Annotated in this window: 24 protein-coding genes and 1 pseudogene; 13 read left to right on the top strand and 12 right to left on the bottom strand. The window is 65.0% G+C overall.

What is annotated here, in order from left to right:
- Together AAHG03_RS09605 and AAHG03_RS09600 are read left to right on the top strand one after the other, a co-directional pair.
- Positions 1–273, top strand: a complete 273-nt coding sequence (locus tag AAHG03_RS09605; RefSeq protein ID WP_342150403.1) for a hypothetical protein — start codon at positions 1–3, stop codon at positions 271–273.
- Between the two features lie 22 nt (positions 274–295).
- The gene (locus AAHG03_RS09600; RefSeq protein WP_342150402.1) at positions 296–475 is read left to right on the top strand and encodes a hypothetical protein; all 180 of its coding nucleotides are present in this window, start codon (positions 296–298) and stop codon (positions 473–475) included.
- Between the two features lie 805 nt (positions 476–1,280).
- Here the strand turns inward: AAHG03_RS09600 and AAHG03_RS09595 are convergent.
- The 3 genes and pseudogenes from AAHG03_RS09595 to AAHG03_RS09585 form a co-directional block, all read right to left on the bottom strand.
- Positions 1,281–2,702, bottom strand: coding sequence for a pilus assembly protein TadG-related protein (locus AAHG03_RS09595; protein WP_342150401.1), 1,422 nt, complete (start codon positions 2,700–2,702; stop codon positions 1,281–1,283).
- A gap of 235 nt (positions 2,703–2,937) precedes the next feature.
- A pseudogene (locus AAHG03_RS09590) lies at positions 2,938–3,366 on the bottom strand (hypothetical protein).
- 517 nt (positions 3,367–3,883) lie between these two features.
- The gene (locus AAHG03_RS09585) at positions 3,884–4,195 is read right to left on the bottom strand and encodes a hypothetical protein (protein ID WP_342150400.1); all 312 of its coding nucleotides are present in this window, start codon (positions 4,193–4,195) and stop codon (positions 3,884–3,886) included.
- A 172-nt stretch (positions 4,196–4,367) separates the two neighbouring features.
- Here AAHG03_RS09585 and AAHG03_RS09580 point away from each other — a divergent pair, with 172 nt between their 5' ends.
- Both AAHG03_RS09580 and AAHG03_RS09575 read left to right on the top strand, forming a co-directional pair.
- The gene (locus AAHG03_RS09580; protein WP_342150399.1) at positions 4,368–4,868 is read left to right on the top strand and encodes a Ros/MucR family transcriptional regulator; all 501 of its coding nucleotides are present in this window, start codon (positions 4,368–4,370) and stop codon (positions 4,866–4,868) included.
- Positions 4,869–4,948: 80 nt separating this feature from the next.
- Entirely contained in the window at positions 4,949–5,182 is a 234-nt protein-coding gene (locus tag AAHG03_RS09575; protein ID WP_342150398.1) for a hypothetical protein, read from the top strand.
- Positions 5,183–5,351: 169 nt separating this feature from the next.
- On the opposite strand, the gene AAHG03_RS09570 is transcribed toward AAHG03_RS09575, so the two are convergent.
- Positions 5,352–5,507 (bottom strand): DUF3309 domain-containing protein, encoded by a 156-nt coding sequence (locus AAHG03_RS09570; RefSeq protein WP_156384084.1) that lies wholly within the window; start codon positions 5,505–5,507, stop codon positions 5,352–5,354.
- A 96-nt stretch (positions 5,508–5,603) separates the two neighbouring features.
- Positions 5,604–5,927: a PsiF family protein gene (locus AAHG03_RS09565; RefSeq protein ID WP_342150397.1), complete on the bottom strand. Its 324-nt coding sequence runs from the start codon at positions 5,925–5,927 to the stop codon at positions 5,604–5,606.
- A gap of 355 nt (positions 5,928–6,282) precedes the next feature.
- On the opposite strand from AAHG03_RS09565, the gene AAHG03_RS09560 reads away from it, so the two are divergent.
- Complete coding sequence (locus tag AAHG03_RS09560; protein ID WP_342150396.1) at positions 6,283–8,418, top strand: M48 family metallopeptidase; 2,136 nt, start codon at positions 6,283–6,285, stop codon at positions 8,416–8,418.
- A 7-nt stretch (positions 8,419–8,425) separates the two neighbouring features.
- On the top strand, positions 8,426–8,938 hold the full coding sequence (locus tag AAHG03_RS09555) for a hypothetical protein (RefSeq protein ID WP_342150395.1): 513 nt from the start codon (positions 8,426–8,428) through the stop codon (positions 8,936–8,938).
- Between the two features lie 18 nt (positions 8,939–8,956).
- On the opposite strand, the gene AAHG03_RS09550 is transcribed toward AAHG03_RS09555, so the two are convergent.
- Together AAHG03_RS09550 and AAHG03_RS09545 are read right to left on the bottom strand one after the other, a co-directional pair.
- Positions 8,957–9,667: a thermonuclease family protein gene (locus AAHG03_RS09550; RefSeq protein ID WP_342150394.1), complete on the bottom strand. Its 711-nt coding sequence runs from the start codon at positions 9,665–9,667 to the stop codon at positions 8,957–8,959.
- A 16-nt stretch (positions 9,668–9,683) separates the two neighbouring features.
- The gene (locus tag AAHG03_RS09545) at positions 9,684–10,730 is read right to left on the bottom strand and encodes a LysR family transcriptional regulator (RefSeq protein WP_342150393.1); all 1,047 of its coding nucleotides are present in this window, start codon (positions 10,728–10,730) and stop codon (positions 9,684–9,686) included.
- A 66-nt stretch (positions 10,731–10,796) separates the two neighbouring features.
- Between AAHG03_RS09545 and AAHG03_RS09540 the strand changes: the two genes are divergently transcribed.
- Entirely contained in the window at positions 10,797–12,029 is a 1,233-nt protein-coding gene (locus AAHG03_RS09540) for a GNAT family N-acetyltransferase (protein ID WP_342150392.1), read from the top strand.
- Between the two features lie 30 nt (positions 12,030–12,059).
- Complete coding sequence (locus AAHG03_RS09535; protein WP_342150391.1) at positions 12,060–12,485, top strand: hypothetical protein; 426 nt, start codon at positions 12,060–12,062, stop codon at positions 12,483–12,485.
- 46 nt (positions 12,486–12,531) lie between these two features.
- On the opposite strand, the gene AAHG03_RS09530 is transcribed toward AAHG03_RS09535, so the two are convergent.
- The gene (locus AAHG03_RS09530; protein WP_342150390.1) at positions 12,532–12,669 is read right to left on the bottom strand and encodes a hypothetical protein; all 138 of its coding nucleotides are present in this window, start codon (positions 12,667–12,669) and stop codon (positions 12,532–12,534) included.
- A 278-nt stretch (positions 12,670–12,947) separates the two neighbouring features.
- Here AAHG03_RS09530 and AAHG03_RS09525 point away from each other — a divergent pair, with 278 nt between their 5' ends.
- Genes AAHG03_RS09525 through AAHG03_RS09515 form a run of 3 tightly spaced genes read left to right on the top strand, consistent with a single transcriptional unit; the run spans position 12,948 to position 14,967 of the window.
- Positions 12,948–13,178 carry a hypothetical protein gene (locus tag AAHG03_RS09525; protein ID WP_342150389.1) on the top strand — a complete coding sequence of 77 codons (231 nt, stop codon included), beginning with the start codon at positions 12,948–12,950 and terminating at the stop codon, positions 13,176–13,178.
- Positions 13,175–13,639 (top strand): LexA family protein, encoded by a 465-nt coding sequence (locus AAHG03_RS09520; protein ID WP_342150388.1) that lies wholly within the window; start codon positions 13,175–13,177, stop codon positions 13,637–13,639. Before AAHG03_RS09525 ends, AAHG03_RS09520 begins: the two co-directional genes overlap by 4 nt.
- Positions 13,636–14,967: a Y-family DNA polymerase gene (locus tag AAHG03_RS09515; protein ID WP_342150387.1), complete on the top strand. Its 1,332-nt coding sequence runs from the start codon at positions 13,636–13,638 to the stop codon at positions 14,965–14,967. The genes AAHG03_RS09520 and AAHG03_RS09515 overlap by 4 nt, the downstream gene beginning before the upstream one ends.
- Positions 14,968–15,052: 85 nt before the next feature.
- On the opposite strand, the gene AAHG03_RS09510 is transcribed toward AAHG03_RS09515, so the two are convergent.
- From AAHG03_RS09510 to AAHG03_RS09505, 3 genes are all read right to left on the bottom strand, one after another.
- Entirely contained in the window at positions 15,053–17,344 is a 2,292-nt protein-coding gene (locus tag AAHG03_RS09510; RefSeq protein ID WP_342150386.1) for a TonB-dependent siderophore receptor, read from the bottom strand.
- 374 nt (positions 17,345–17,718) lie between these two features.
- Positions 17,719–18,132 carry a transposase gene (locus AAHG03_RS27090; protein ID WP_412759737.1) on the bottom strand — a complete coding sequence of 138 codons (414 nt, stop codon included), beginning with the start codon at positions 18,130–18,132 and terminating at the stop codon, positions 17,719–17,721.
- Between the two features lie 343 nt (positions 18,133–18,475).
- A complete protein-coding gene (locus tag AAHG03_RS09505) occupies positions 18,476–18,772 on the bottom strand; it encodes a hypothetical protein (protein WP_342150385.1) in 297 nt (98 codons plus the stop codon).
- A 98-nt stretch (positions 18,773–18,870) separates the two neighbouring features.
- On the opposite strand from AAHG03_RS09505, the gene AAHG03_RS09500 reads away from it, so the two are divergent.
- Positions 18,871–19,518 carry an SOS response-associated peptidase gene (locus tag AAHG03_RS09500; protein WP_342150384.1) on the top strand — a complete coding sequence of 216 codons (648 nt, stop codon included), beginning with the start codon at positions 18,871–18,873 and terminating at the stop codon, positions 19,516–19,518.
- 18 nt (positions 19,519–19,536) lie between these two features.
- On the opposite strand, the gene AAHG03_RS09495 is transcribed toward AAHG03_RS09500, so the two are convergent.
- Complete coding sequence (locus tag AAHG03_RS09495) at positions 19,537–20,523, bottom strand: alpha/beta hydrolase (protein ID WP_342150383.1); 987 nt, start codon at positions 20,521–20,523, stop codon at positions 19,537–19,539.
- A gap of 288 nt (positions 20,524–20,811) precedes the next feature.
- Between AAHG03_RS09495 and AAHG03_RS09490 the strand changes: the two genes are divergently transcribed.
- The gene (locus AAHG03_RS09490; RefSeq protein WP_342150382.1) at positions 20,812–22,989 is read left to right on the top strand and encodes a TonB-dependent siderophore receptor; all 2,178 of its coding nucleotides are present in this window, start codon (positions 20,812–20,814) and stop codon (positions 22,987–22,989) included.
- Positions 22,990–23,276: the final 287 nt, after the last annotated feature.

The raw sequence follows: 23,276 nt of genomic DNA, 5'->3' as shown, positions 1-23,276 counted from the left end.
GTGACCGACAACCTGCTCACCTTCCGCCGCCCCGCCCCGGCGCCTGTCGTGCGAACCGACGTGCTCACCGGCCCCGCGCTCCGCGCTGAGATCGAGGCTGCGGCGTCAGCCGCCCTCGACCACGCCGACGCACTTATCGCTATCCTCGACCGCCTGGACGAGGAGCCCGACGACGAGGATGGCGCCGACGCGGAACCGTCGCTCGGAGCCCCCGAGGGCCACGCCTCGCAAGTCGTGTGGCTCCGCGGTGCCGACTGCGACCTCGAACTCTGATCCCCGACCCGGAGCCCCATTCGTGAGAACCCGCCTGACCATGCGCGCTGCCTGGGCACTCTGCCTGCACTCTCTGGCCCGCGGCATCGGCAGGATGCGCCGGCTCCGCCGCGAGGCCATGAGCCGCTCCAGCCGCGAGGCAAGACGGGGCAATGTGGCGACCGCTGCCGCGCTCCCCGCCCTCTTCATCGTCGGCCTGTGATGCCGACCGCGCTCCCGTCCCCGGCTATCCTGCCCTGGCCCAAGCTCCGGCGCGCGATGTTGTTGAAGGTCCGCGCGTCCCTACTCACGGCCCGCATGAAGTGGCTACCCGCCTCGCACGAGCAACGGTGCCGCGCCGGCTGTCGCTGGCTCGACTATTCGAGGGAGATGCACGAGCTGATCGGACGCCCGGAGCCGAAGAGCGTCGCGGTAATTCGCGAGACCTTCGAGCGCCCGTTCCCCGACGGCTCGACCTTGTTCAGCCGCTACGGCGAGCGACCCTGATCCGCGTTCCCCTGATCGCCCTGGCAGGCGATGCAGGGACAAGAGGCCGGCGCCCTCCCTTCGTCCTGGCGGGCGAGGGATACAGGGCCGCCGGCCTCGCCATTTTAGTCATAAGCCCGCAACCGGACGGATCGACCTTGGTCCCGCCACCTCCGGGCGGCAATGGGAGGAATGGTTAAGCGCTCCTCTCCACCCTGTGAGGTCAAGATCGATGGAGAATGGGTGCGCGTTCCAGCCAACGAGGCGCACCGAGCTCATCGCGACAAGCCGAAGCGGTGCCCGAGCTGTCACGGCACCGTGATCACCGCCGGCAGCTACACGAGCGAGCCGAGGATCAGCCTGCAGCATCGCAGGCTGCACGATGGCTGCCCTCTGATACCGCGCCGCTTCAGCGGGACAGCGGCCCTGCACCCCGACGCTCTGGTGTAGGCGCGTGAAGGCTCGTCGGGCGGATCGATTATCCTCACCTCGTCCAGCGCTACACGTCGCGGTCGCGCCGTGGCCGGGGCTATGGGCAGGGGTCACTGACTCAGCAGGAGCCGCCCTGAAACTGGACCGACACCCTTGGGCACCGGCACGCTGGTGCCGGAGTAGTTGGCGTTGAGATACAGGTTCGGCCCTTCGTAGAGGTTGATCTGGCGCGCGACGACGACGGTGTAGGCCGACATGTCGGCGACCGGCCGCTGCGAGTCGATCACGAGGCGCCCGTACGGCAGGTGGATCGTGCCGAGCATGGTGCGGGCGTTGTCGCTGATGATGCGGTAGATCCGCATCGGCTGGGTCGGCGTCACCAGCGGCGGTGGGGTCGGTGCGATGCTGTCGCCGGCCAGGGTGTCGACAAGGCCGACCGGGTCGAACAGAGAGGTGACGGAGGCATCCTCCGACATCAGCAGCCCGGCCATCGGGCCCGTGGTCGGGGCGGTGAGGCTGACGGTGGTCTTCTTGTCGAACAGCAGGCCCGAGTTGTTGCCGGTGAAGAACAGGCCGACATCGGTACCTGAGAGTGTTGCCTCCTTGTCGACGATCAGCGGGCCGTCCTTGAACACGTAGATACCAGGGTTAAACGTTACCACAGCCTTCTTGGTGATCTTCAACCCGCCGCAATATGTGCCGGGGTTCATAGTCGTATTGCTTGCGATGACGTTAGTGCCTTTGCTCGGCCCGGTCAGGGCATCGAGCTTTGCCAAAATCGAAGCAAGCAGCGTGCATTGGCCGATCTGCGGGTTAGAGCGGTCGCGCAACGGGTCTGGGATCACCGGGCAGCCGGTCTGCGGATTGGGCGTGAAGTTGGCGCTCTGGTTCTCGAAGCCGCCCACCGAGCAGATCGTCTGAGCCCGCGCCATCGAGGCGTTGCGGCCGACCATGCCGGATTTGCTCGACGAATTGGAATAGAGCGCGCAATCGTAGGCCGTGACCTGCGCCTTCTGCTGCACGGCGAAGGCGCCGGAGGCGGACGGATCGAGGGCGAGCATGCACAGGCGCATCTTGCCGACGACGCTCGCCTTGGCCTGCGCTGAGATCGCCATCGTGCCGAGCCCCACGAAGGGGCCGAACATCAGCTTGACGGTCTGCTGCGCCCGCGCCGTGACGCTGGTCTTGTCGCCGCCCACGGTGACTTGGATCGCGACCGGCGAGGCCGGGTTCGCCTTGGCCTCGGTCTGAATCGTCTGCGTCGTCAGGCCGATGATGGAATCGGTGTTCGACACCACGAGCTTGAGGGCGTTGCCGCCGGCCAGCACGCCGGCATCGACGGCGGCCTGGAGGTTGCTCCGCGACGAGACGAGACGGGCGTAATCGATCGCCCCGCCGACCATGCCGACGAGGGCGGTGGCCGACAGGCCGAAGATCACGGCGACCGAGCCCCGATCCGCCCGGCGCAGGCGCTGGGCTGCACGTAAACATCCGAGCGCCGTGCTACCGACGAGACCCGTCCGAGCCGCCATAGCGACCGCCACTCCGCTGGGCCCCCCCCGAGCCCGCGGTCTAGACCGGATGGCCTAACGGAAGGACGTATGGCCCTGGACAAAATCCCTATCGACGGGGCCGACTTCTTGTCGTGATGAACGTTGCGTAAAATCTAGATCGTGATTCGTTCGACTGCGCCGATCCCCACGCGCGAACTCTTGGCAATGACCCGTCGGTAGGAGCCTGAGGGACAGATCGCACCGGCGCCTCGCCTCACCCATAGGGGCCGCGAAACAGGTCGCCGAGCGCCTTCCGCCGGAACACGGTCAACCACCGTCGCCGTGCGTGCTCCGGCCGGTCGTGGATCATGTGGCAGCGCTGGCACCATGCCGCGAGGTTGGCCGGCGTATTGTCGGCGGTGTCGTGGTTCCGGTGCGCGGTGGCCAGCACCACGCGCGTCGTCCGGACGGTCGCGAGCACGTCGTTGGCGCCGACAATGAGGCCGAGGATTCGGCCAGCGCTATCGCGCCAGGCCGCCGCCTCCTCGTCCCATCACCGCCCGTCATCGAGGCAGAACACCGTCCGGCCGTGTGGGCGCCCACTGGCCTCGCACCGGCTCTTGGCGCGGCCGAAGCGGATCACCGCCGACAGCTCGCGCCAGTCGATCGGGTAGAAGAACCGATGTTCGCGGCGGATCGGCATGAGGCGCAGGCCAGTGTCTGCGCTTGGCGTAGGCGGGAACTAGGTCGGCTGTCACTGGCCGGACGAGATGCGCCGGCACGAGGGCGAGGCGGTGCGGCAGAAACGAGACAGGCGCGGCCGGGCTAGGTTGAGGCGCCGCTAACCGCCCTCGCCTATCCCGAGGGCAGGCCGCGTTGCGTATCGGCCGCGTCGTGTGGACACGACACAATCGGCCCCGCCAGCCCGTGAGCAGATCGGGCGGCGGGGCTGCTCGTTGATCGTTGACCATGTCGTCCCCATTTTGGGAATATGTCGGTCGCGACCTCGTCGCTTGATCGGACACGGCCACGATGCCGGGGCTTGGGTGATGCCGGATGTACGCGCACCTTCGTTCTGGCTCTCGTGTCCGTTCGCTTTCCCCCTTCGCCGCGGTCGAGCGATCTCGGCTCTCGTGGGCGAGCACGCCGGCTGACGTGTTCGCCCCCTTCATGAGCGACCGGCGCGTCCGGTTGCCCGGTTACCAACCTTCAAAAAGGCATCAGAGGGGCGTGTTGATCGGGCAGGAGGCGGGCGGCTCTCGATAGATGCGAACGCCGGGCAGCTCTTCGCCGTTCTCAACCGCATTGCGACGCTCTTCCTCAGCGTGCTCCCAACTCCATTCGTCGTCATGTTCCCCGTCGAGGACGACGCCGGCCCGGCAGCCCCACCCATACTGCCGCGCGATCTGTGCCTGCTCATAGCTCACAGTGAAATAACCGAATTCGTGCAGCTCCATGTCTCGGCACATGATTTTGCCGTCGGGCGTGGCGATGTCGCCCGGTTTTGGATCATTTGGCAGCGTCGATGTCATTGCCTACTCCCGCAGGGTGCGATCAGTACGATCATACCTATCGGCCAAAGCCGCGAAATAGCTCTTTAAAGCCTTCCGCAGCAACATCGTGAGGCGTTGGCTTCGATGCTTCAGCGGGCGCACAATGTTGCTAAACGTTTGTTTTCATGGTTTTTGATCGTATCGCAAGGAGATGATCAAAATGGATGAAGTCGATTCGCCCGATCTGCTGGCTATGACCGCCGATCTCGTTTCAGCCTATGTCAGCAACAATTCTGTGCCAGCCGCTGAGCTGCCTGTGCTTCTTATTCAGGTGCATGGCGCGCTCACCAGCCTTTCGGCGGTGCCGACTGTTTCTGAGCCCGAGGCAGCAAAAGCGACCCCAGCCCAAATCAAAAAGTCCATCACGCCGGATGCGCTAATCTCGTTCGTGGATGGTAAGCCCTACAAGACTTTGCGCCGGCATCTCACCACGCATGGGCTCAGCATGGAGGAGTACCGCGCCCGATACGGCTTACCATCCGATTATCCGGCGGTCTCGGCGAATTACTCGGCGACTCGGTCTGCCCTTGCGAGGGAGCTCGGGCTCGGCAATCAGCGTCGGAAGGTGGAAGTCGCGCCGGAGCCTGCACCGGAGCCGGCCGCCAAGCCGAAGCGGGGCGTGCGCTCGCGCAAGACCGCCGAAACGGTCTGAGCATTCCCGCTGCAGCATAAGGCGTCGGAACACCCCTTCGGCCCTTAGGTTGGCCTCTCAACGACATGAGAGGTCATCCCATGAGACATGCAGCCATCGCCGCCGCGGCGCTCGCATTTGGCTTTCTGACCACCTCCGCGCCGGCCGAGGCCAAAGGCTGCCTTAAGGGTGCGATCGTTGGCGGCGCGGCCGGCAGCATGGCTGGGCACGGCAAGGCCGGGGCTGCAGCGGGCTGCGCGATCGGCCACCACGAGGCCAACAAGAAGGACAAGCAAGGCGGTCAGGGTCAGCAGGGCACGCCCCAGGGTCAGTAGGCTCGCCTCGATCCGATCAGAGCGCCAGCCTACTTCGCCGTACAGCTGATGCAGATGCCTTCGGCGCTGAGATTCTCAAACTCGCCTTTGTCCTGGCCGGCCGGTGAGACCGCACGCGAAGGCTGCGGGGCCGATACGACCAATCGGCCCCGCAGCCTAAATGTGAGCCTCAGATCCTGCCGGTCACCAGCAGCACGATGAGGATGATGAGCAGGATGCCGCCCAAGCCGAAGCCCGGACCGCGATAAGCTCCGCCGCCGAGGAAGCCACCACCACCGAACGCGATGAGGATGAGCAGGATCAGCAGAATGGTTGTGACGGACATGGGCAACGCTCCTCGTGCTCCCGCACCGATGCTTGAGCGTGGCACCTAACCACCGTCATCACGATTTCGTTGCCAGCCTTCGACGGCGCCTGTGGTCTACCCTTTCAGGCAGGTGCTCATGAACGCCTTGCGGTCGGCGCCCTTCAGGTTCTTTGCCGACGCGTCCGCATTGCAGCCCTTCATCTTGGCCTGCTGGGGTGTCAGCTTCTTCTCGGGCGCCGCGCTCGCCTTGCCGGCGAGGCAGTCGGCCATGAAGCTCTTGCGGGCGTCGCCAGCGAGCTTCTGCGTGCCGGCATCGACGTTGCAAGACTTCATCCGGTCGCGCTGCGCGGTCTGAGCGGCAGACGGGGCCGGCGCCTGCGCAGCAGCCGGGAGAACCAGAGCGGCGAGGATGGGGAACGTCAGGATGGAGGCGCGCATAGGAAGGCTCCGCGAAGACGGTCTGTCGTAGCACGCACACGAGAGTTCGGCACCGCCATCAAGCCGCGATGGGACAGCGAGCTGAACAGCATCAGGTTGACGCAGGCGCAGAGTAAGGTAGGAATCCTGCCGCCGAACAAATCACGACTTTGGTTGCGTTCTACTTTCCGGATCGAGGGCAAACTTCCGCAGGCGCCTTCTTTGTGAAGGTGCCGTGTTTGCTTCGCTGGATACGCTGCTTGTTCGCGGCGTCGCCGCCGATCCTTCGGTGCTTCAGGAGGTGACCATTTCCGAGGCCACGACTTCGCGCGCGCCTTCGCGTTCTCGCGCCCTTTGGGGGCTCGTCGCGGCCACCGTGCTGCTTCCGCTCGCGATCCTGCTGCTCGGCCTCTGGGAGGGGCAGCGCGGCGCCGATGATGGGGCCGAGTTCGCAGCCGAGCGCGACCGGCTTTCTAGGGTCGTGGCGGATCTGGAGGCCCGCTCGCCGCGGGACGGGCGGCCCGATTACCGCATGCAGTTCCGCCACAACGGCCAAAACTACGGCGGGCCCTATGCCGTGGTGAAGGCACGCGAGGCGCGGGACGAGGCCGGAACGCTCGCCACCGTGATGGACTGGCGCCGGGTGCTCCCGCCGGTCGCGGTGGTGGGCGGCGGCATCGCCGCGGCGCTCTCCCTGATCGTGCTGCTGGCCGGCGCCTTGCTCGGAGGGGTAGGCCGCCGCTCGCGCGACGCGCTGGTGCGTGGTTTCTCGCTCATGCGTCGGGTGCTTCCCGCCCTCCTCGCCGTCCAGATCCTGGCCGCGACCGCGGGCTTCGTCGCGGTGATCCTGTTCGAAGCCGGGATGTTCGTGCCCGGTGGCCTCAGCGGCGGCGGGATGAAGCTCCTGGCGCTCGCCGCCGTGGCCGTCGGCGCCGTGATCATCGCTGCCGGCGGTGCGCTTCTCGGACTGCGCCGGGCGCTCGACGCCTTCGAACCCGACCCGCTGCCGATCCTCGGCCGTCGGATTTCACCCGTTGAGGCGCCCGGCCTGTGGCGGCTCACCGAAGGGCTCGCCGAGCGGATGGGTGCGCTCAAGCCCGAGGCTTTGGTCGTGGGCTTGACCGAGGGCTTCTTCGTCACCGCAGGCCCGGCCGTGCTGGAGCCGGGCGGCACCCAGCTTACGGGCCGCATCCTCTACGTGCCACTGCCCTATCTCGCCCTGATGCGCGGCGACGAGATCGCAGCGATCATCAGTCACGAACTCGCCCACTACGCCGGGGGCGACACCGCCTACAGCGCACGCTTCCTACCGATCTATGCCGGCGTCGGGCGCTCCCTCGACGCAGTAGCAAGGGGCCAGCAGGGCTCTCTCGGCCTGCTCGGGCCGTCCGTGCGGCTCGGCCTGTTCGTGATGGAGCGTTTCCACCTCGCCGTGCGCCACTGGAGCCGGGTGCGCGAGTTCGCGGCCGACGCGGCCGGTGCCGGCGCGACCTCGACGGAGGCGTCCGCGCGGGCGCTTCTGCGCAGCGGCGCACTGGGTCCCCGTATCGCCGAGACCCTGGAGCAGGCGGCCAACGCGCCCGGCTCGGCTCCGCCTGACCTCGTTGCGGCGATCCTCGATCGCGCCAGCACGCGCGGCCTCGACGATCCCGCAGCTCATCTGGAGCAGGAGCAGCCTCACCCCACCGATACACATCCGCCGACACGCGAACGCATCGCAGCCCTGGGGCGGACGATCGACGCCGATCTTCTGACAGCGGCTCGCGTCGCGCCGCCGCCCCATGCGCTGGGGCAGCTCGCCGCCTACTTCGCCGACCCGGCCGGGCTGTGCCGGGCGGCGACCGGCGATTTCCTCGGCGCGGTCCGCGCCCAGGAGGCGGCCGTGCGGGAGCATCTGGAGGCGACGGTCGCGGAAGTCGGCACCGAGGAGCAGGTGCTGCATGCCAACCACCGCGCCCGCGGGCTGGCGCTGGCGGTGGGCGGCGGCTTGTTCGCCGCCGTGGCGCTCGCCCTGGCTCTGTTCCGCATCCCGGGGATTTCACTCCACGAGGCCCGCATCGTCCTCGCGGTGGCGCTCACGTTCGCTGCGCTCCTCGGCGCGGTCGGCGGCTTCATCCTGTGGCGGGGCGATCCGCTCGCCCTGACCTTGAGCCCGGAGGGGCTGAAGGCGCCGGGCCTCGACCGGACGATTCCCTGGGAGGCTGTTGCCGATCTCGACATGACGCTCAGCCAGAGCACCATGGTGACGCGCCTGCTGCTGCCGCCCGAAGCCGTCTTCCCGCAGCGCGTCCCCGGCGGCCGCAACGTGAAGCTCGACGCCAAGCGCGGCATCGTCACCGTCTCGGTCGGCCTGCCGCGCGGGATGAGGCCGCAGGACTTTGCCGAACTGATCGGGCTCTACCGGGCAGCCCACCAGGCCCGCCGGATCCTGGCGGAGCAGGCCCTGACCGAGCGGATGCCTGCCGAGACTGGCATGGCCCGCGCCACCCCTTCCGAAGCACAGCCTGCCTGAGGAACCGATGAGCGCATCCCTGAAGACCGAGACGACCCGGACGTCCGATTCCCTGCGCCTACCGCCCGAGCGTATGGGCTGGACCGCTATGTTCTTCGTGCTGTTCGGCGTCGTCACGCTCGGCGGTATCCTGGGGGCCAGCGCTTGGTTCACGGCGCCCGTCGTGGTTTCCGACTGGCAGGTGCGTGAGACCGCGCAGCCAGCCCCGCAGGCTCGGGTAAGCGAAGGTAAGTGCAGCACCAAGCTCGTGATCCACATCTGCGACGTGACGCTGAACCTGCGCACGGCCCAGGGCAGCGTGACGCGGCGGGTGAACTACGTGTTCGCGGGCCTGCACGCAGGCGACTACGGCGTCGGGGTGATGGCCGATCCGGCTCGGCCCGACCTCGTCACCACCGATCTCGGGCTCGACCGGCTCTGGAACCGGACGATCACCCTGTTGGTCCTGATGGGCGCGCTCGCCGCCTGCATCTACGGGGCGCTGCTCTCGGTGATCCGCAATCGGCGTGCTGCGGGTTGAGTGGCAGGCGCGACGCTCTCAGCTCTTCGGCGCCCGCCAGCCCGCAGCCCGCGCTTCGTCCTCCGAGCAGAACATCCGCTCGCCGGCCTTCGGGCTGATCTGCGTCCGAGCGTAGTCCCGCGTGCCGGGCAGATGGTAGATGCGCTCGCCGGTACGCGAGATGTTGCCCTTGATCGCGCACGTGCCGAGGGCGGCCGCAGGCGGTGCAGGAGCGGCAGTGCCGCCGATCTGCCCCTCCGGGCCGCTTCGCTTGTCGCGGCGCCAATTCCAAGGCGGCGTGAAGGTGCCGGCCCACAGCCCACGCTTGGCCGCCCGCGCTGTATCCTCCTGCGCGACGTAGGCGGTCGAGTATCGGCGGTAGGCGAGCCCGAGCCCTTGTTCGACCAGCCAGCCGTTGAGGTCGAGCGCGCCGAGCCGGCAGACCGCGACGGACCGGCCGTAGCGGTCGGTCTCGATCGGCTCGCAGGAGACGGTGCCGGAGCCGATCTTGTCGGCAAGAGCGAGCGCCGCCTTCTGCCCGCAGCGGTAGGTCCGGCGGCGGGCGTCCTGGCAGGTCTGTGCGCTCTCGGGGGTATCGACGCCCTGGAGCCGGAAGCGTTGGCCGCGGATGTCGAGGGTATCGCCGTCGATGACGGTGGCGCGGCCTGTGACGGGCTCGGCCTGCGCGTTGCCGGCACCGATCCCGAAGACGGTGATGGCCGCTGCAGCCGCCCAGCGTGCTCGATGCATAGTTCTCCGCCTCGATTCACGCTGGTGGGAGAAACTGCTGGAATAGGTCTTTGAGGGGGGCGAACCGGTCGAGTGCGGGCAGCTCGCCCGGAGCGATGAAGCCTTCACCGAAGAATGGGTAGCGCTTCGCATCGAAGGAGGTCCGCAGCCAATCAATGACACGGCGCACTCGCGGAATCTGCTCGACATCGGGATGATAGGTCAACCAGATGTCGACCCGTGCCGTCGCACCGCAATCGATCGCCACGAGGCCGGTGCGCAGCGGGCTGACGTAGGTCGGCAGCCAGCCGATGCCCGCCCCGTTTGCGATGGCCAGGATATGCGCACTGCTGGCGTTCGTCGTGTTGGCGATCGTGCCCGTGAACGGCGCACCGGCGAAGATCCGGTTGAGGTTTTCCACGGTGGCCGCCTGCTCGGCGATCTGGATGGCGAGACGGTGGGTCGCGAGTTCAGCCGGAGACGTGGGGCGACCGTACTCGGCGATGTAGCCCGCCGAGGCGTAGGGCATCAGATGCATGTAGCCGAGGCGCACAACCTTCACGTCCAGGGCTTCGGGCCGGGTCACCTGCACCGCCAGATCGGCCTCCATCCGCAGCACATCCGCCGAGGTCATGCCACAAGAAAGATCGATCCGCAGGCCGGGCGAGCGCCGCTGGAACTCGACCATCTGCGGCGTCAGCCAGATCGCACCCAGCCCTTCTGTGACGGCGATTCGAACGGTCCCCTGCTCGCCCGGTGCGAGCGCATCGTGGGCGCGCAGCAGTCCCAGAACCTGCTGCTCCATTTCGGCGCCCACCGCCGCAACGCGGTGTCCCTCCGGAGTGAGGCGTATCCCGTCCGGATGGCGGGTGAGCAGGCGTGCATTCAGGTCTTTTTCGAGCTTGCTGACGGATCGCCGGATCGAACTCACGGTGATCCTCAGTTCACGCTCGCAGGCGCGAAAACTTCCGTGCCGATACAACTCTAGGAAAATCCAGATCGCATGCCAGTCCGGCATTCGTTCAGGCAGATGGCCCGTGGGTGGTGCGGAAAACGCCACACCCTGTGACGGGTCAGTGGGCATGCAGGGCCGGCTCCAGATGCGAATGGAAGGAGGAACTTGTATCGCCTAAGTTAACGAGCCAGGGAAATGAATCAGCATTTCAGGGGCATCACATTCGATGCGCCGCCCAACGAACGGGACCGGCCCTGTACCCCTCTGGACAAGATCGATGCCGCGCGCGCCGCGCAGCACTTAGTCGCCTACACACCCTCCGACGCGGAGCTGGCGCGCTTCTTTGATCGCGGGCGATCCGAACTCGGCAGTGCAATTGAGCTTTCGGTGATTCGCCGAGTGATGTCGGCCAATCCCGACACGGTCCACGCCCTGGCTCTGCGGGATCAACACGACATTACCGAGCCGCGGGCAGGCGGATTCATCGCGTGGCTGCCGCTCACCGCATCGGGGCTACGGGCGCTGCTTGACGGGACTTTCGATGGCTCCGATCCCGCGCCCGAGCACGTCGCAGCCCAGCACGAGCCGCCCGCGGCCATCTACATCTGGGCGATCTACGCGCCGGGCCGCCTTGCGGCCGGCATCGCCTGGGCTTGGCAGCGGTGGTCGACGCCTATTTGCCGGGACGCCGACATCTATGCCCGCGGTGTCACCCCGAATGGGCGGGCATTCGCCCGCCGGATCGGCTTCGAGCCCTGCCCGTCAACCGAGACCACGCAGGAACACCTCTACATCTTCCGGCGAGAGCGGGACAGCCGCCCCCTCTACGACAGCTATCCGAGCACGAAGCTCAAGCACACCGTGACGGTGGTACGCACCCATGACGACCTCGCGAAGGTCATGGCGATCCGCGCTGCCGTCTATATGTCGGGTCAGGATTGCCCTTACGTCGAGGAATTTGACGGCAACGATTTCTCCGCAACTCATCTGCTCGGCTTTACGGGCGACGAAGTCGCCGCCTGCCTGCGCATCCGCTGGTTCGCAGGCTTTGCTAAGCTCGAACGCGTGGCAGTGCTACCCAAGCAGCGCCGGTCCCGGCTGGCGGCAGTCTTGGTCAAGGCTGCGCACGAACTGTGCCGCATGAAGGGGTACACCAAGGTCTACGGGCACGCCCAAACCCGACTCGTTGACTTCTGGCTGCGTGCCGGCGCGCGCCCGTTCCCAGGCGCACAGCAATTCCACTTTTCGGATCATGAATACGTCGAGATGCTCGCGGAAATCCCGGAGCACCCAGACGCTATCACGATCGGTGCCGATCCGCTCCTCATCATCCGACCGGAGGGGCGTTGGCACGCGCCCGGCGCACTGGATCGCTCTCGCTCACGGCCTGCGAACTGTCCCGAGACCGACCGGCGCACCGCGCGCTGACGCTGTTCCTATCCCGTAGGTCTTTCGCCCATGGCTAGCACTAAAACCCTGCAGCATGCCGATCTCTACTTTCGGTCTCTCCTAGATGTCGCGGTGCCCCTACACAGATGCCTCGTCGAGGAGATGTGCCAGTCAGGAAAGCCGCCGCTTGAGCTTGCAACTAGACTTGAGGACATTGGCCAAGCGTTCATCGCAATGGCGCAGGATTTAGCGGGCGCCCTCATCGATCAGGGCCGAATGGCCGATGAGCCCGATCCTGATGATTACGCCGAGGCACGCATCAGCAAGTTCGCGAAAGAAGTGATTGAGGGGGCCGGAGAGCTGGTGCTGGAAGGCGGCGTGCGCCTGGATGGAGCCGCAGCGCTGAGCGCCCTGCCAATCGTGTCCGATTCCATCAAGACTGCGCTGTGGGTGGCTCGCGCAGATGAGATCGCACGGCGCGAGACTACAGCCTAGCAAGCGGACGTACGATGCAAGGTTTATACGATAGCTCGGACGAACCTCAGCAGCTCCCTATATGCACAACCTTTTCTATCTCGTAGCCCAGCCGGGCGATCAGTTTGAGCAATGCAATGTGCAGGCCTGGCGCAGTCGCAGCATCGACCAATTGGATTGCCGCTTCGGCGTTAGCGAGCAGCATGCCGAGCACCTCGAGTTCAGCTGAAGGCTCGTTCGTTGCATCAGGGACCAATCTGGGTGGTTCAGGCATGGCGCAGCTTAGCAGCTAATGGCTTTCATGATCGAGTGGAGGCGGTGCGGCCTTGACGCACCAGCGTGACGCTCCTCCGTCAAGCCTTGGGTGCTGATTCGTCCCCGTTATCCGCAGGCAGTCCACCGCCTTTCCACCCTCACCTTGACCGGGAACCGCCCCGCTGTTTGTTCACTTCCTGTTCTCGTCGGTGATCAGGGGCGGCAGGCATGGCGACGGCAGCGCAGGTCCAGACGATCGCCGACATGAGCGAGGCGGAGCTGGCCGCGCTCGCCTACCTCGAAGCGGCCGGCGGCGATGCGCAGCGGGCGCTCGCGTTCGCCGTCGAGGATCTACTGCGGGCGGAGGGTGACCTCGCCGTAGCGCGGCGTGCCATCTCCCACGGCTACGTCCGTGCAGGACGCGTGGATGGCCAACTCGTTGAGGCCCGCGCGGAATGAGCAAGGCGCCGCTCTACCGCGTCGAGGAACTGCCCGCCGACGGAGTCGGCACGATTCGCGTGCCGGTGATGGGCCCCGCCCTCTGCGCTGGCTTCCCGTCGCCCGCCGACGACTTCCAAGAGCAGGCGATCGAGCTGCCGCGCTGGCTCGTGCCGAACCCACCCGCGACCTTCTTGTGGCGCATCGCCGGCTTCAGCATGCGCGATGCCGGCATCCACGACGGCGACCTCGCTTGCGTCGACCGCAGCCTGACGCCCGGCCACGGCAGCATCGTCGTCGCGGCTGTCGATGGCGAGATGTCGATCAAGCGCATGGTGGTCGAGGGCAACCGCGCACGGCTCGCCTTCGACAACGCCGAGCTGCCCGTCTACGCGCTGCAGGAACTCGCCGAGGCCGCGATCTGGGGCGTGGTGCGCTTCACCATTCGCTGGCACCTCGCCGCGGCTGGACGGTCCCGGTGAGCGGGCCGGCGGCACGGCTGCGCGACCGGATCGGCGGTGGGCGCGCCATCGCGCTCATCGACGGCAACTCGTTCTACTGCTCGTGCGAGCGGGTGTTCGACCCCAAGCTCGCCCGCGTGCCGGTGATCGTGCTGTCCAACAACGACGGCTGCGCCATCGCCCGCACGGCCGAGGCCAAGGCGCTCGGGATCAAGATGGGCGCACCCTACTTCATGATCCGCGAGATGTGTCAGGCACAGGGCGTGCGCGTGTTCTCGTCGAACTACACCCTCTACGGGGACATGAGCGCGCGCATCAACGCGATCTACCGCGACGCCACGCCCGAGGTCGAGGTCTACTCGATCGACGAGAGCTTCCTCGACCTCACCGCCTTCACCCGCCGCGACCGGGTCGCGCTCGCACGCGACATCCGCGCGACCGTGCGAGCCTGGACCGGCATCCCGACCTGCGTCGGACTCGGGCCGACCAAGACGCTGGCCAAGCTCGCCAACCACATCGCCAAGAGCGTACCCGAACTCGACGGGGTGTGCGACCTCACCGACCCGGCGGCTTACGAGCACTGGCTCTGCCGCATCCACGTCGGCGAGCTGTGGGGCGTCGGCCGCGTCTCGCTGGCGAAGCTCGAAGCACTCGGCATCGATACCGTAGCGGATTTCCGGGACATCGATCCCCGGCCGGTGCGCAAGGCGCTCACCGTGGTGGGCGAGCGGATGATCCACGAGCTGCGCGGCGTGTCCTGCCTGGGGCTCGACCTCGTGCCGGCGCGGCGCAAGGGCTGCGCGGTGACGCGCTCGTTCTCCGGTCGGGTGACGGAGCGGGCCGAGCTGGAGCAGGCGGTGGCCGCGCATGCAACACGGCTCGGCGAGAAGCTGCGGCGGGAGGGGCTAGCGACCTCCCACGTCACCGTCTTCTACCACACGAGCGAGCACGATCGCGGCGAGCCGATGCGCTCTGTCTCGACCGTGGTGAGCCTGCCCGAGGCGACGAACGACACGCTGGCCCTGATTCCGGCCGCGCTGCACGGCGTAGCCCGCACCTGGCGTGAGCAGGGTAGCCCGCCGTGGCGCTACTCGAAGGCCGGCATCGTCACGACCGACCTCGTACCACTGGCGGGCTCACAGCGGGCGCTGATAGGCCGGCTCGACCGCGACCGCTCGGCAAGCTTGATGGGCGCGCTCGACGCCTGCAACGCGCGCTGGGGCCGGGGCGCGGTGGTGCCGGCGCGCGCCGGGCTGGAGCGGCAGCGGCGCGGCTGGGCGACGAAGTTCGAGATGCGGACGCCCCGCTACACGACGCGGGTGGAGGAGCTGCCGACGGCTCATGCGTGAGGGACGCCCCGCCCCTGAAGCGTGCCGAATTAAGTAGCGAACTGATCGACCCTGCACGTCGCTGCGCAGGGTCGATCGCTACGTCTCACCACTTGTAGCTGATGCTGCCCAGGATCCTTCGAGCTTCGCCGTAATAGCAGTTGAAGTTATCCTGACACGCCGAGACGAAGCGATCGTCGCCGATGTTTGCTGCTGTGATTGATGCCCGGATGCCGTTCGTGAAGTCATAATGGATCGTGGCGTCGTAGAGCAGGTATTCGGGAACGCTCAGGCGACCTTGTAGGGTGTTGTTGAGCGCGTAGGAGCTGCCAACGTAGCGCAGGCCGCCGCCAAAACCGAAGCCGCGCAGGGGACCATCCTGGAACGTGTAGTCCGCGAAGACGTTCGCGAGGACTTGCGGCGTCGCCGTCGGTGTTCTGCCAGCTATCGGTGTCAGTGTGTCGGACCCGTACCTGATGTCGTAGGCCGTGAACGATGCGGTGACGTTCAGGCCCTGCGTGAGAGTCGCCACGAACTGAGCCTCGACACCCTGCGAGGTGACGGAGCCGAGCTGAACGAAGCTCGTGATGGTCCCAGGCACTGGGATCAGCGGGTCGCTGCGGGTGAGATCGAAGGCTGCGAAGGACAAGATCCACTGCTGGCCGACCGGCGCGTAGCGGAAGCCAACCTCGACCTGCTCACCGTTGTCTGGCCTGAAAGCAGCGCCGGTAACGGCGTCGAACCCGATCTGCGGCTGGAAGGATGTCGCGTAAGAGACGTAGGGCGCCAAGCCGAAGTCGAAGTTGTAGACACCAGCGATGCGGTACGTCAGAGCTTGATCTTTACGACTACTATCCGTTCCGAACAGCTGCTTATCAACGCTCGTAGAGGCAAAGTCCGCACGAACACCGCCAATGATCGAGAAATTATCGGTGATCCGGATTTGATCCTGCGCGTAGAACCCAAGTTGTTGGAAGTTATCCCTGTCGGCAAGGTAGGGCGAAAGCGGAAGCGGCGTCACACCATAGACTGGGTTGATAATATCCAGCGCAGGCACGCCGGGAAATTGATAGCCGGATGCCTGTGTATCGTGCAGCGTGTAGTTCTTGTAATCGACGCCGAACAGGGCCGTATGGCGGAACAGGCCGTCGGAGAAGTCGGCCTGAGCCTGATTGTCGATCTGGAACAGGTTCACGCGGGAGCTATCGCGGAACTGGTACCGGGCGAGCTGGGTCTCGTTCGTTCCGGCGAGATAGCCGAGCTGCCCGATGAACGAGTTCTGGTAGGCTTGGCTGAACGAGTAGCGGGCGTTCTGGCGGATCGTCCAGGTAGCGTCGAGGGCCGTCTCGAATTCGTAGCCGACGAAGGCCTGCTCGCGGCGGAAGGTGTTGAGCTTGGTATCGCCGACGTTGAGCGAGCGGGGAATAAACAGCCCACTGGCATTCGGCACGACCGTGCCGCTGTAGGGCAGGAAGTTCGCAGTGACCCCGGTCCAGTCCTTCTGATAGCTTGAGAGGATCGTGAACGAGGTGGCGCCGTCAGGCCTGTAGGTCAGCGCAGGCGCGATGTAGATGCGGTCGGCATCCACGCCATCGACCTGAGTGCCGCCGCCGCGGCCGATGCCGGTCAGGCGGTAGAACCAATGGCCGGACTTATCAGCCGGTCCACCTATATCGAAGCCACCATAGGCGTTGCCGAATGAATCCGCACCTGCCTCGACATAGCCGAACGGTACGCTGGTTGGCCGCTTGGTGATCGTATTGATCATGCCGCCAGGGGTGCCGGAGCCGAACAGGAGTGAGGACGGGCCGCGCAGGACTTCGACCCGCTCAATACCGAACGGATCGGTGCGGAAATAGTTGAAGCCGTAATTCAGAAGCTGCAGACCGTCCTTGTATAGCCCATAGTCATGAGCGACAAAGCCGCGCAGCAAGAACCAATCCAAGCGAGCGTCGTTGCCGAACACGCCGGAATACACGCCGGGCGTATATTGGGTGGCCTGGGTTAGCGTCTGAGCACCAGTGGCTCGGAGCTGCTCCTGACCGATGACGCTGACCGACTGCGGGGTTTCAAGCAACGAGGTGTTGGTTTTCGTCGCTGTCGAGGTGCGAGTCGCCACGAAGCCGTCGACAGGTCCCCGAGGATCTTCGGTTACAACCTGACCAGGGCGAACGATGGTGCTAGCTGGCAGGCCCGCGCCGGGAAGAGTGCTCGAACCGACTCTCGTCGGGCCGACCTGTCCCGCGACCGAGATTTCATCGAGTGTCGTGGTTTGTGTCTGTGTTTGCGCCCACGCCGCACTGCTGCCGAGGAAAAGCGCAAGAAGCGACAAGCTGGCCAAAGCAGCCGACCGGACGGACGCCGAACCGGAAGATCGATTGGAGCCACTGAACGGCATGCTAAACTCCCAGATGCAGTGCGAGAGCCTGCAATCAGCCGCATACTGCTGCGGAGAAGGTTGTTTGGAACGGTAATAAACTGCTGATACTTATCAGCATTCTGGGCTGGCATACGTCATGGCCAAGCTGGCCACAAGCGATCTAAGCGCTTCGCTTTTTATATGTTGCCGTCTAGCAACATTAGTTTTGCCTTAGAATAATTCAAAGATACATTTTCCGGAAATTTCCTCGAATAAATGACGTCGTTGATACAGTAAAAGATGATCAATTAGGTTGCATATTTATGGCAAACTTCCACAATCGGATTGAAAGGCGCATTGGCTGTGACCGCGCCTGTTTGCAAAATGAATTCATAATTCTCGCATTGAGTTTGCTAATTTATTTCCCTCAATTTGACAGCTCTTTTATTTCGTGAGGAGGCATTGTGCGGATCTCGGCTCTTTTGAAATGAATCACGCCATGAACGATCTATCCGCATGCCTTTATGAGGAGGCCGACAATGTATTACTTGCGTGGCATCCAGGGCACGAGCTTCGGAAGACCAGCCATTTTGCTCGAAGCTGGCTATTATATCCTTCCAAAATTGGCGGTGTCGCCAGCGCCGAAAGCACCCGTACACCGTGCTGTGTGGCCCATAATCCGTCGGGCAGTCAGCCCAAAGACATTCGCTCAAGCCAACGTGAATTATCCCAGATATTTTACTACGAATATCTAAATGGTCCGCTTGCAATCGCTGAGGAAGGTGAGCTTGTATTGCGGACCACTGGGCATTTGTTAGCCAAAACATCAAGTCCATAACTCAAACCTGCCGATCATCCCGCTGGCTGGCTATGTCTTAGGTCGTATGTACCGTTCTCGTTGATGACATCACCTTGAGGCAGCTGCCTGACGCGACCACGTTGCTTCCATGCCCGCCTGCAAAACTATAAGCAACAACATCGACATTCCGGCCTTTAGGTGTGGGTGCGGGTGATTTTGGCGGTGTTTTCAGCGTTCGCCCCGCTCGGCGGCGTCATGCCCTGGGCGCTCGATGCCCGCGCTCCGCCTCTTAACGAGCCCGCCCTGCGTGAGGTGGCGTAACGATCTATGTTGTAGGCCGTCAAGCTTGTGCGCCTCACACCGGGGTACACTCAGGCAGTGGTCTCATCGTCAGCAAGATCGCCACCGACCTGCGTCCGCATTGCCTGCGCCACCCGCGTGTAGAGCTTTACCGTCGCTTCGATATTGGCGGCCTTCATGACTTCCATCGCCTCGGCGTGCTCGGGGGCGACAGCCATGCCTTCCAAGCCCTTCACGTAGTCCGCGGCAATCTCCTCAACCGCGTCGGGTGTGATCCCCGCCAGTCGGAACGCCGTAGGCGCGATCATCATCACCATCCCGCGCAAAGCCGTCACCTCTGCGGACAGTCGGAAGTCGTCTTTGTCCATCTTCGCCGCTCCGGATGACCCTAGGGTGGTTACCCAGCACTGACACTGCCGAGCTTGCAAGATACATAATTGCCAATGCATCTGCTAAAACTGCACCCATGTGCAACCTCTACAGCCTGACGAAGAGCCAGGACGAGATCCGGCGCGCCTTCCGGATCGACACGGACCGCACCGGCAACCTGCCGCCGCTGCCCGGCATCTTTCCGAACACCGCGGCACCGATCGTCCATGTCGCGGAGGGGCAGCGCGTGCTCGCAATGCACCGCTGGGGCATGCCCTCGCCCGCCTTCGCGCTGGAGGGCAAACGCGTCGATCCCGGCGTCACCAACGTGCGCAACACCGGCTCGCCGCACTGGCGCCGCTGGCTCGGGCCGCAGCACCGCTGCCTCGTCCCGCTGTCATCGTTCAGCGAGTTCAACAAGGCGGCCGGCGGCGACATCTGGTTCGCGTTCGGCGAGGAGCGCCCGCTCGCCTGCTTCGCGGGGATCAGGGCCGAGGGCTGGACCTCGGTGCGCAAGCTCAAGGACGGTGAAACGACGGACGACCTCTATGCCTTCCTGACATGCCCGCCGAACGCCGAGGTTGGCGCGGTGCACCCCAAGGCGATGCCGGTAATCCTGACGAGCGAGGAGGAGCGCGACGCGTGGCTGCGCGCGCCGTGGGCTGTGGTAAAGGCGCTGCAGCGCCCACTGCCTGACGGAAAGCTCGTGATCGTTGCTCGCGGGGTTCGGCGGGACGAGGACTGAGGGAGTGCTCGACCGGTCCTATTCCTTCCTGTCATTGATTGCGCAAGACTCGGGCTTCAACGGAAAGGCAAAGGCCACCGCTTCGTTGAGCGCCTCGGGCAGCACGGTCATGTGGGTACGGCCTGGGATCAGGCGGAAAGTGCTCACCACGCCAGAATGCCGGCCGAGCCGCTCCGCCATCGCGCGTGCACGGTCGACGATACCAATGGAACCCAGTTGAGCCAGGCGCTGCTCGCGGCCCGGAAGGTCCTGCTGGAACGGCGCCAGTTCGGCCTCGTAGGCGGCAGCCAGCAGCAACACGCGGGCGCAAACCGGCGGTCCCTTCTCGAAGGCGTCGATGCTGCCGAGCAGGGATCCGTTCTCCCAATAGATGCTCGGACTGGCAGCGATCCAGTGGGAGAAAGCCTGCGGCGCGTGGGCGAGCGCGTAGAGAACGAACAGGCCGCCGAAGGAATGGCCGAACAGAGCTTGGCGCGAGTGGTCGATGGGACAGCGTCGGGCGATCTCGGACCGAAGATTCCGTGTCACGAAATTGAGGAAGTCCGCGGCCCCGCCGGTCCGTAGCTCCGGACCGCCCGGCTTGTGCGGCGGATAGGTCCGCCCCGGCGGCGGGGTATAGTCCCATGACCGGCCCACGCCGTCATAGGCCTCATCCGACGCGGCTCCGATCGCAGCGATGGCAAAGCGTGAGCCGATCCCACTGCCACTCGGGTAGGATGCCTGCACGCGCTCGATGTCGATGGCCGTGCCGACGACCGCATTGCCGTCGAGCAGGGTGAGGACGGGCCATCCGGCCGAGGGTGCGTCGCCGGGCGGAATGTAGAGCGTGATGCGTCGAGGCGCCCGTCCGTCGGTGCCGCCGAGATCGAACCGGATCGCGCCGGGCAGCGGCGCGGGCCCTTCCACACCTGCCGCCCCCTGGGCCGACGCGGAGAGCGGGAGCCGTAGGCCGGCTGAAAGCCCCAGCGAGAGACCGAGGATAGCGCGTCGCGAGGGGGGCGTCATCGGCAACCAGCGGTGCGGCGCAGGGAGCAGCGGGGAAGCATGGGGCGTCGCCCTCGTAGCGGTCGGAATGCCAAATCCATGCCATCATGGATTGTAGATCATCATATAATATATATTTCGGAAGAGGAGGGAAAGCAGGCTTTCCCCCGATCAAAATCATAGAAGATTCATTCACATCGATTTATATCAATTAAAAACTAGGCTAATTTATTTCGAGATATGGCTTGTTTTCGTCATAAATAGCCTGCAAGCGCGTTTAAGGCCAAGCTTATAACCCCCGTCTGATCCATGATCCTGTCGCGCTGCCGGCTTGCCGGCCTTCTCCTTGCCTCGACGGCCCTGTCCTCCCCGGCTGTCTCACAGACCAGCGTCGAGCTGAGTGAGATCTCGGTCGCAGGCGGCCCCATCGTCAGCGGCCTCGGCGGGAACGTCGCGGTCTCCCAGGACAGTTCGGCAACGAGCGGCGGGGGCGGCGGCCCGAGCGGCGTCACTGGCTACACCGCGCGCATCAGCCCCACGGCGACCAAGACGAACACGCCGCTGATCGAGACGCCGCAATCGGTCACGGTGCTGACGCGCGAGCAGCTCAACGATCGCAACGTCCAGACGCTCAACGAGGCCATCGGCTACGTGGCCGGCGTCTCCTCGAACGTCTTCGGCTTCGATCCGCGCTTCGATTCGTTCTACGTGCGCGGCTTCAGCCTGACCTACGACGGCATCTTCAGGGACGGCTTGCGCCAGATCGGAGCGGGCCTGACGGTGCCGCGGATCGAGCCCTACGGCCTTGAGGCCGCCACCATCCTGCGGGGGCCATCCTCCGGGCTCTACGGCCTCGGCTCGCCCGGCGGCATCCTCGACGTCACGACGAAGCGCCCGGTGTTCATCCCCTTCGGCGAGGTGCAATTGCAGGCCGGCAACTTCGACCGCTATCAAGGCAACTTCGACGTCGGCGGGCCGGTCGAGGGCACGGACGGCACGCTCGCCTACCGCATCACCGGCCTCAAGCGTCAATCCGACACCTTCCTGCCCGGCGGCGCCGACGACCGCAGTTACATCGCGCCGGCCTTCACTTGGAAGCCGTCCGCCGACACGACCTTCACCTTCTTGAGCGAGTACCAAGAAACCAAGCTGCCCGGCAGCACGACGTTCTTCAATCAGAACTCCAGGCCAACCCGCCTCTATGCGAGTGATCCCGCCTTCAACGACTTCAAGCAGCAGCAGGGCCGGATCGGCTACGCGTTTGAGCACCGCTTCGACGGCGATCTGTTCTTCCGGCAGAACTTCCGCTTTTACGATGTCGGCACCGATTACCGCTATACCACGATCACTGGCCTCGAAGGCACGACCGCGAACCGCGCGACGGGCTTCTCGCGGCAGCACCTCAGCCAGGTCACCCTCGACAATCAGATCGAGGCGCATGTCGCGACCGGGCCGGTTCAGCACACGCTGCTGGCGGGCCTCGACTACTCTCACTATGATTTTAACTATCGTTTCGGCTTCGGCACGGCGCCCGGCCTCGACCTCATCACGCGCAACTATGGCCAGCAGGCGATCGTCGCCCCGCCGCTCGGACCGCGCACCGCGCAAAGCCAGGATCAGGTCGGGCTCTACCTGCAGGAGCAGGCCAAGTTCGACCGCTTCGTGCTGACGATGTCCGGCCGCTACGACTGGGTGTTCCAGAACACGGTCGGCACCACAGGCATCGCGACCCAGCAGAACGATCAGGTGCTCACCGGCCGCGTCGGTCTCAACTACCTGCTCGCGCCTGGGCTGGTCCCCTATGCCAGCTACGCAACGACCTTCGCGCCGCAGCCGGGCACCGACGCTTCCGGGCGCGCCTTCCGGCCGGCGACGGGCGATCAGATCGAGGCGGGCGTCAAGTATCTCATCCCGAACACGAACATACAGGCGAGCGTCGCCGGCTTCGACATCGTGCAAAGCAGTGTGCTGCGCACGGATCCGAACAACATCGCCTTCCAAATCGCGACGGGCTCCGTTCAGTCACGCGGCTTCGAGATGGAGGCCATCGCCAACTTCGCCCCAGGCACCAACCTGACCCTGGCCTACACCCATCTCGACCTGCGCTATCTCAGCCAGACCTCGTTCGGGGGGCAGACGCTCGACGGCAACGCTCTGTCGGGTATCCCAGGAGACACCTTCACCGGCTTCCTGACCTACCTGTTCCCGCCCGGCTCGGCCTTGAGTGGTCTCACTCTGGGCGGTGGCATCCGCTTCAACGCCAACAGCTTCGCCAACGACGAGAACACGGTCCGCAACCCGACCGTGACCCTGTTCGATGCGCTAGTTGCCTACGATTTTGCGGCCATCGACCCGAAGTACAAGGGTTTCCGCGCTCAAGTGAATGCCAACAACGTGTTTGATCGCGACTATTTCACGTGTCAGGCGGGCTTCTGCTACCGTGGCGCTCCAGCAACGGTGATCGGAAGCCTCATCTACCGTTGGTGAAAGGGCGGTTGTTCCGCGGTGCCGAGCGTTGAGCACTCAGATCGACAGAGCGATCGGTGCTTCAGACACGCTACGCAGCCGTCGCCCCGTTCCCAGCGGATGTCTGTCCAACGGCAACGAGCACAGCCCTGCTAAGGGGATCGTTCCGCAACGCGTGGGCGAGGGTCTAAGGCAGAGCTGCAACTTTCATAATTTCCTAAAAAGGGTTACTTAACTTTTACCACGATACGCAACCGGACGTATTTGCAGGCAACCTGAAGCTATAGCGAGCATTCGTATCGTATTGA

The sequence above is a fragment of the Methylorubrum subtropicum genome, from assembly GCF_038442325.1.
GTDB classification, from domain to species: domain Bacteria; phylum Pseudomonadota; class Alphaproteobacteria; order Rhizobiales; family Beijerinckiaceae; genus Methylobacterium; species Methylobacterium subtropicum.
Note: the sequence above shows the minus strand (reverse complement) of the source record. Positions and strands in the feature narration are given on the sequence as shown.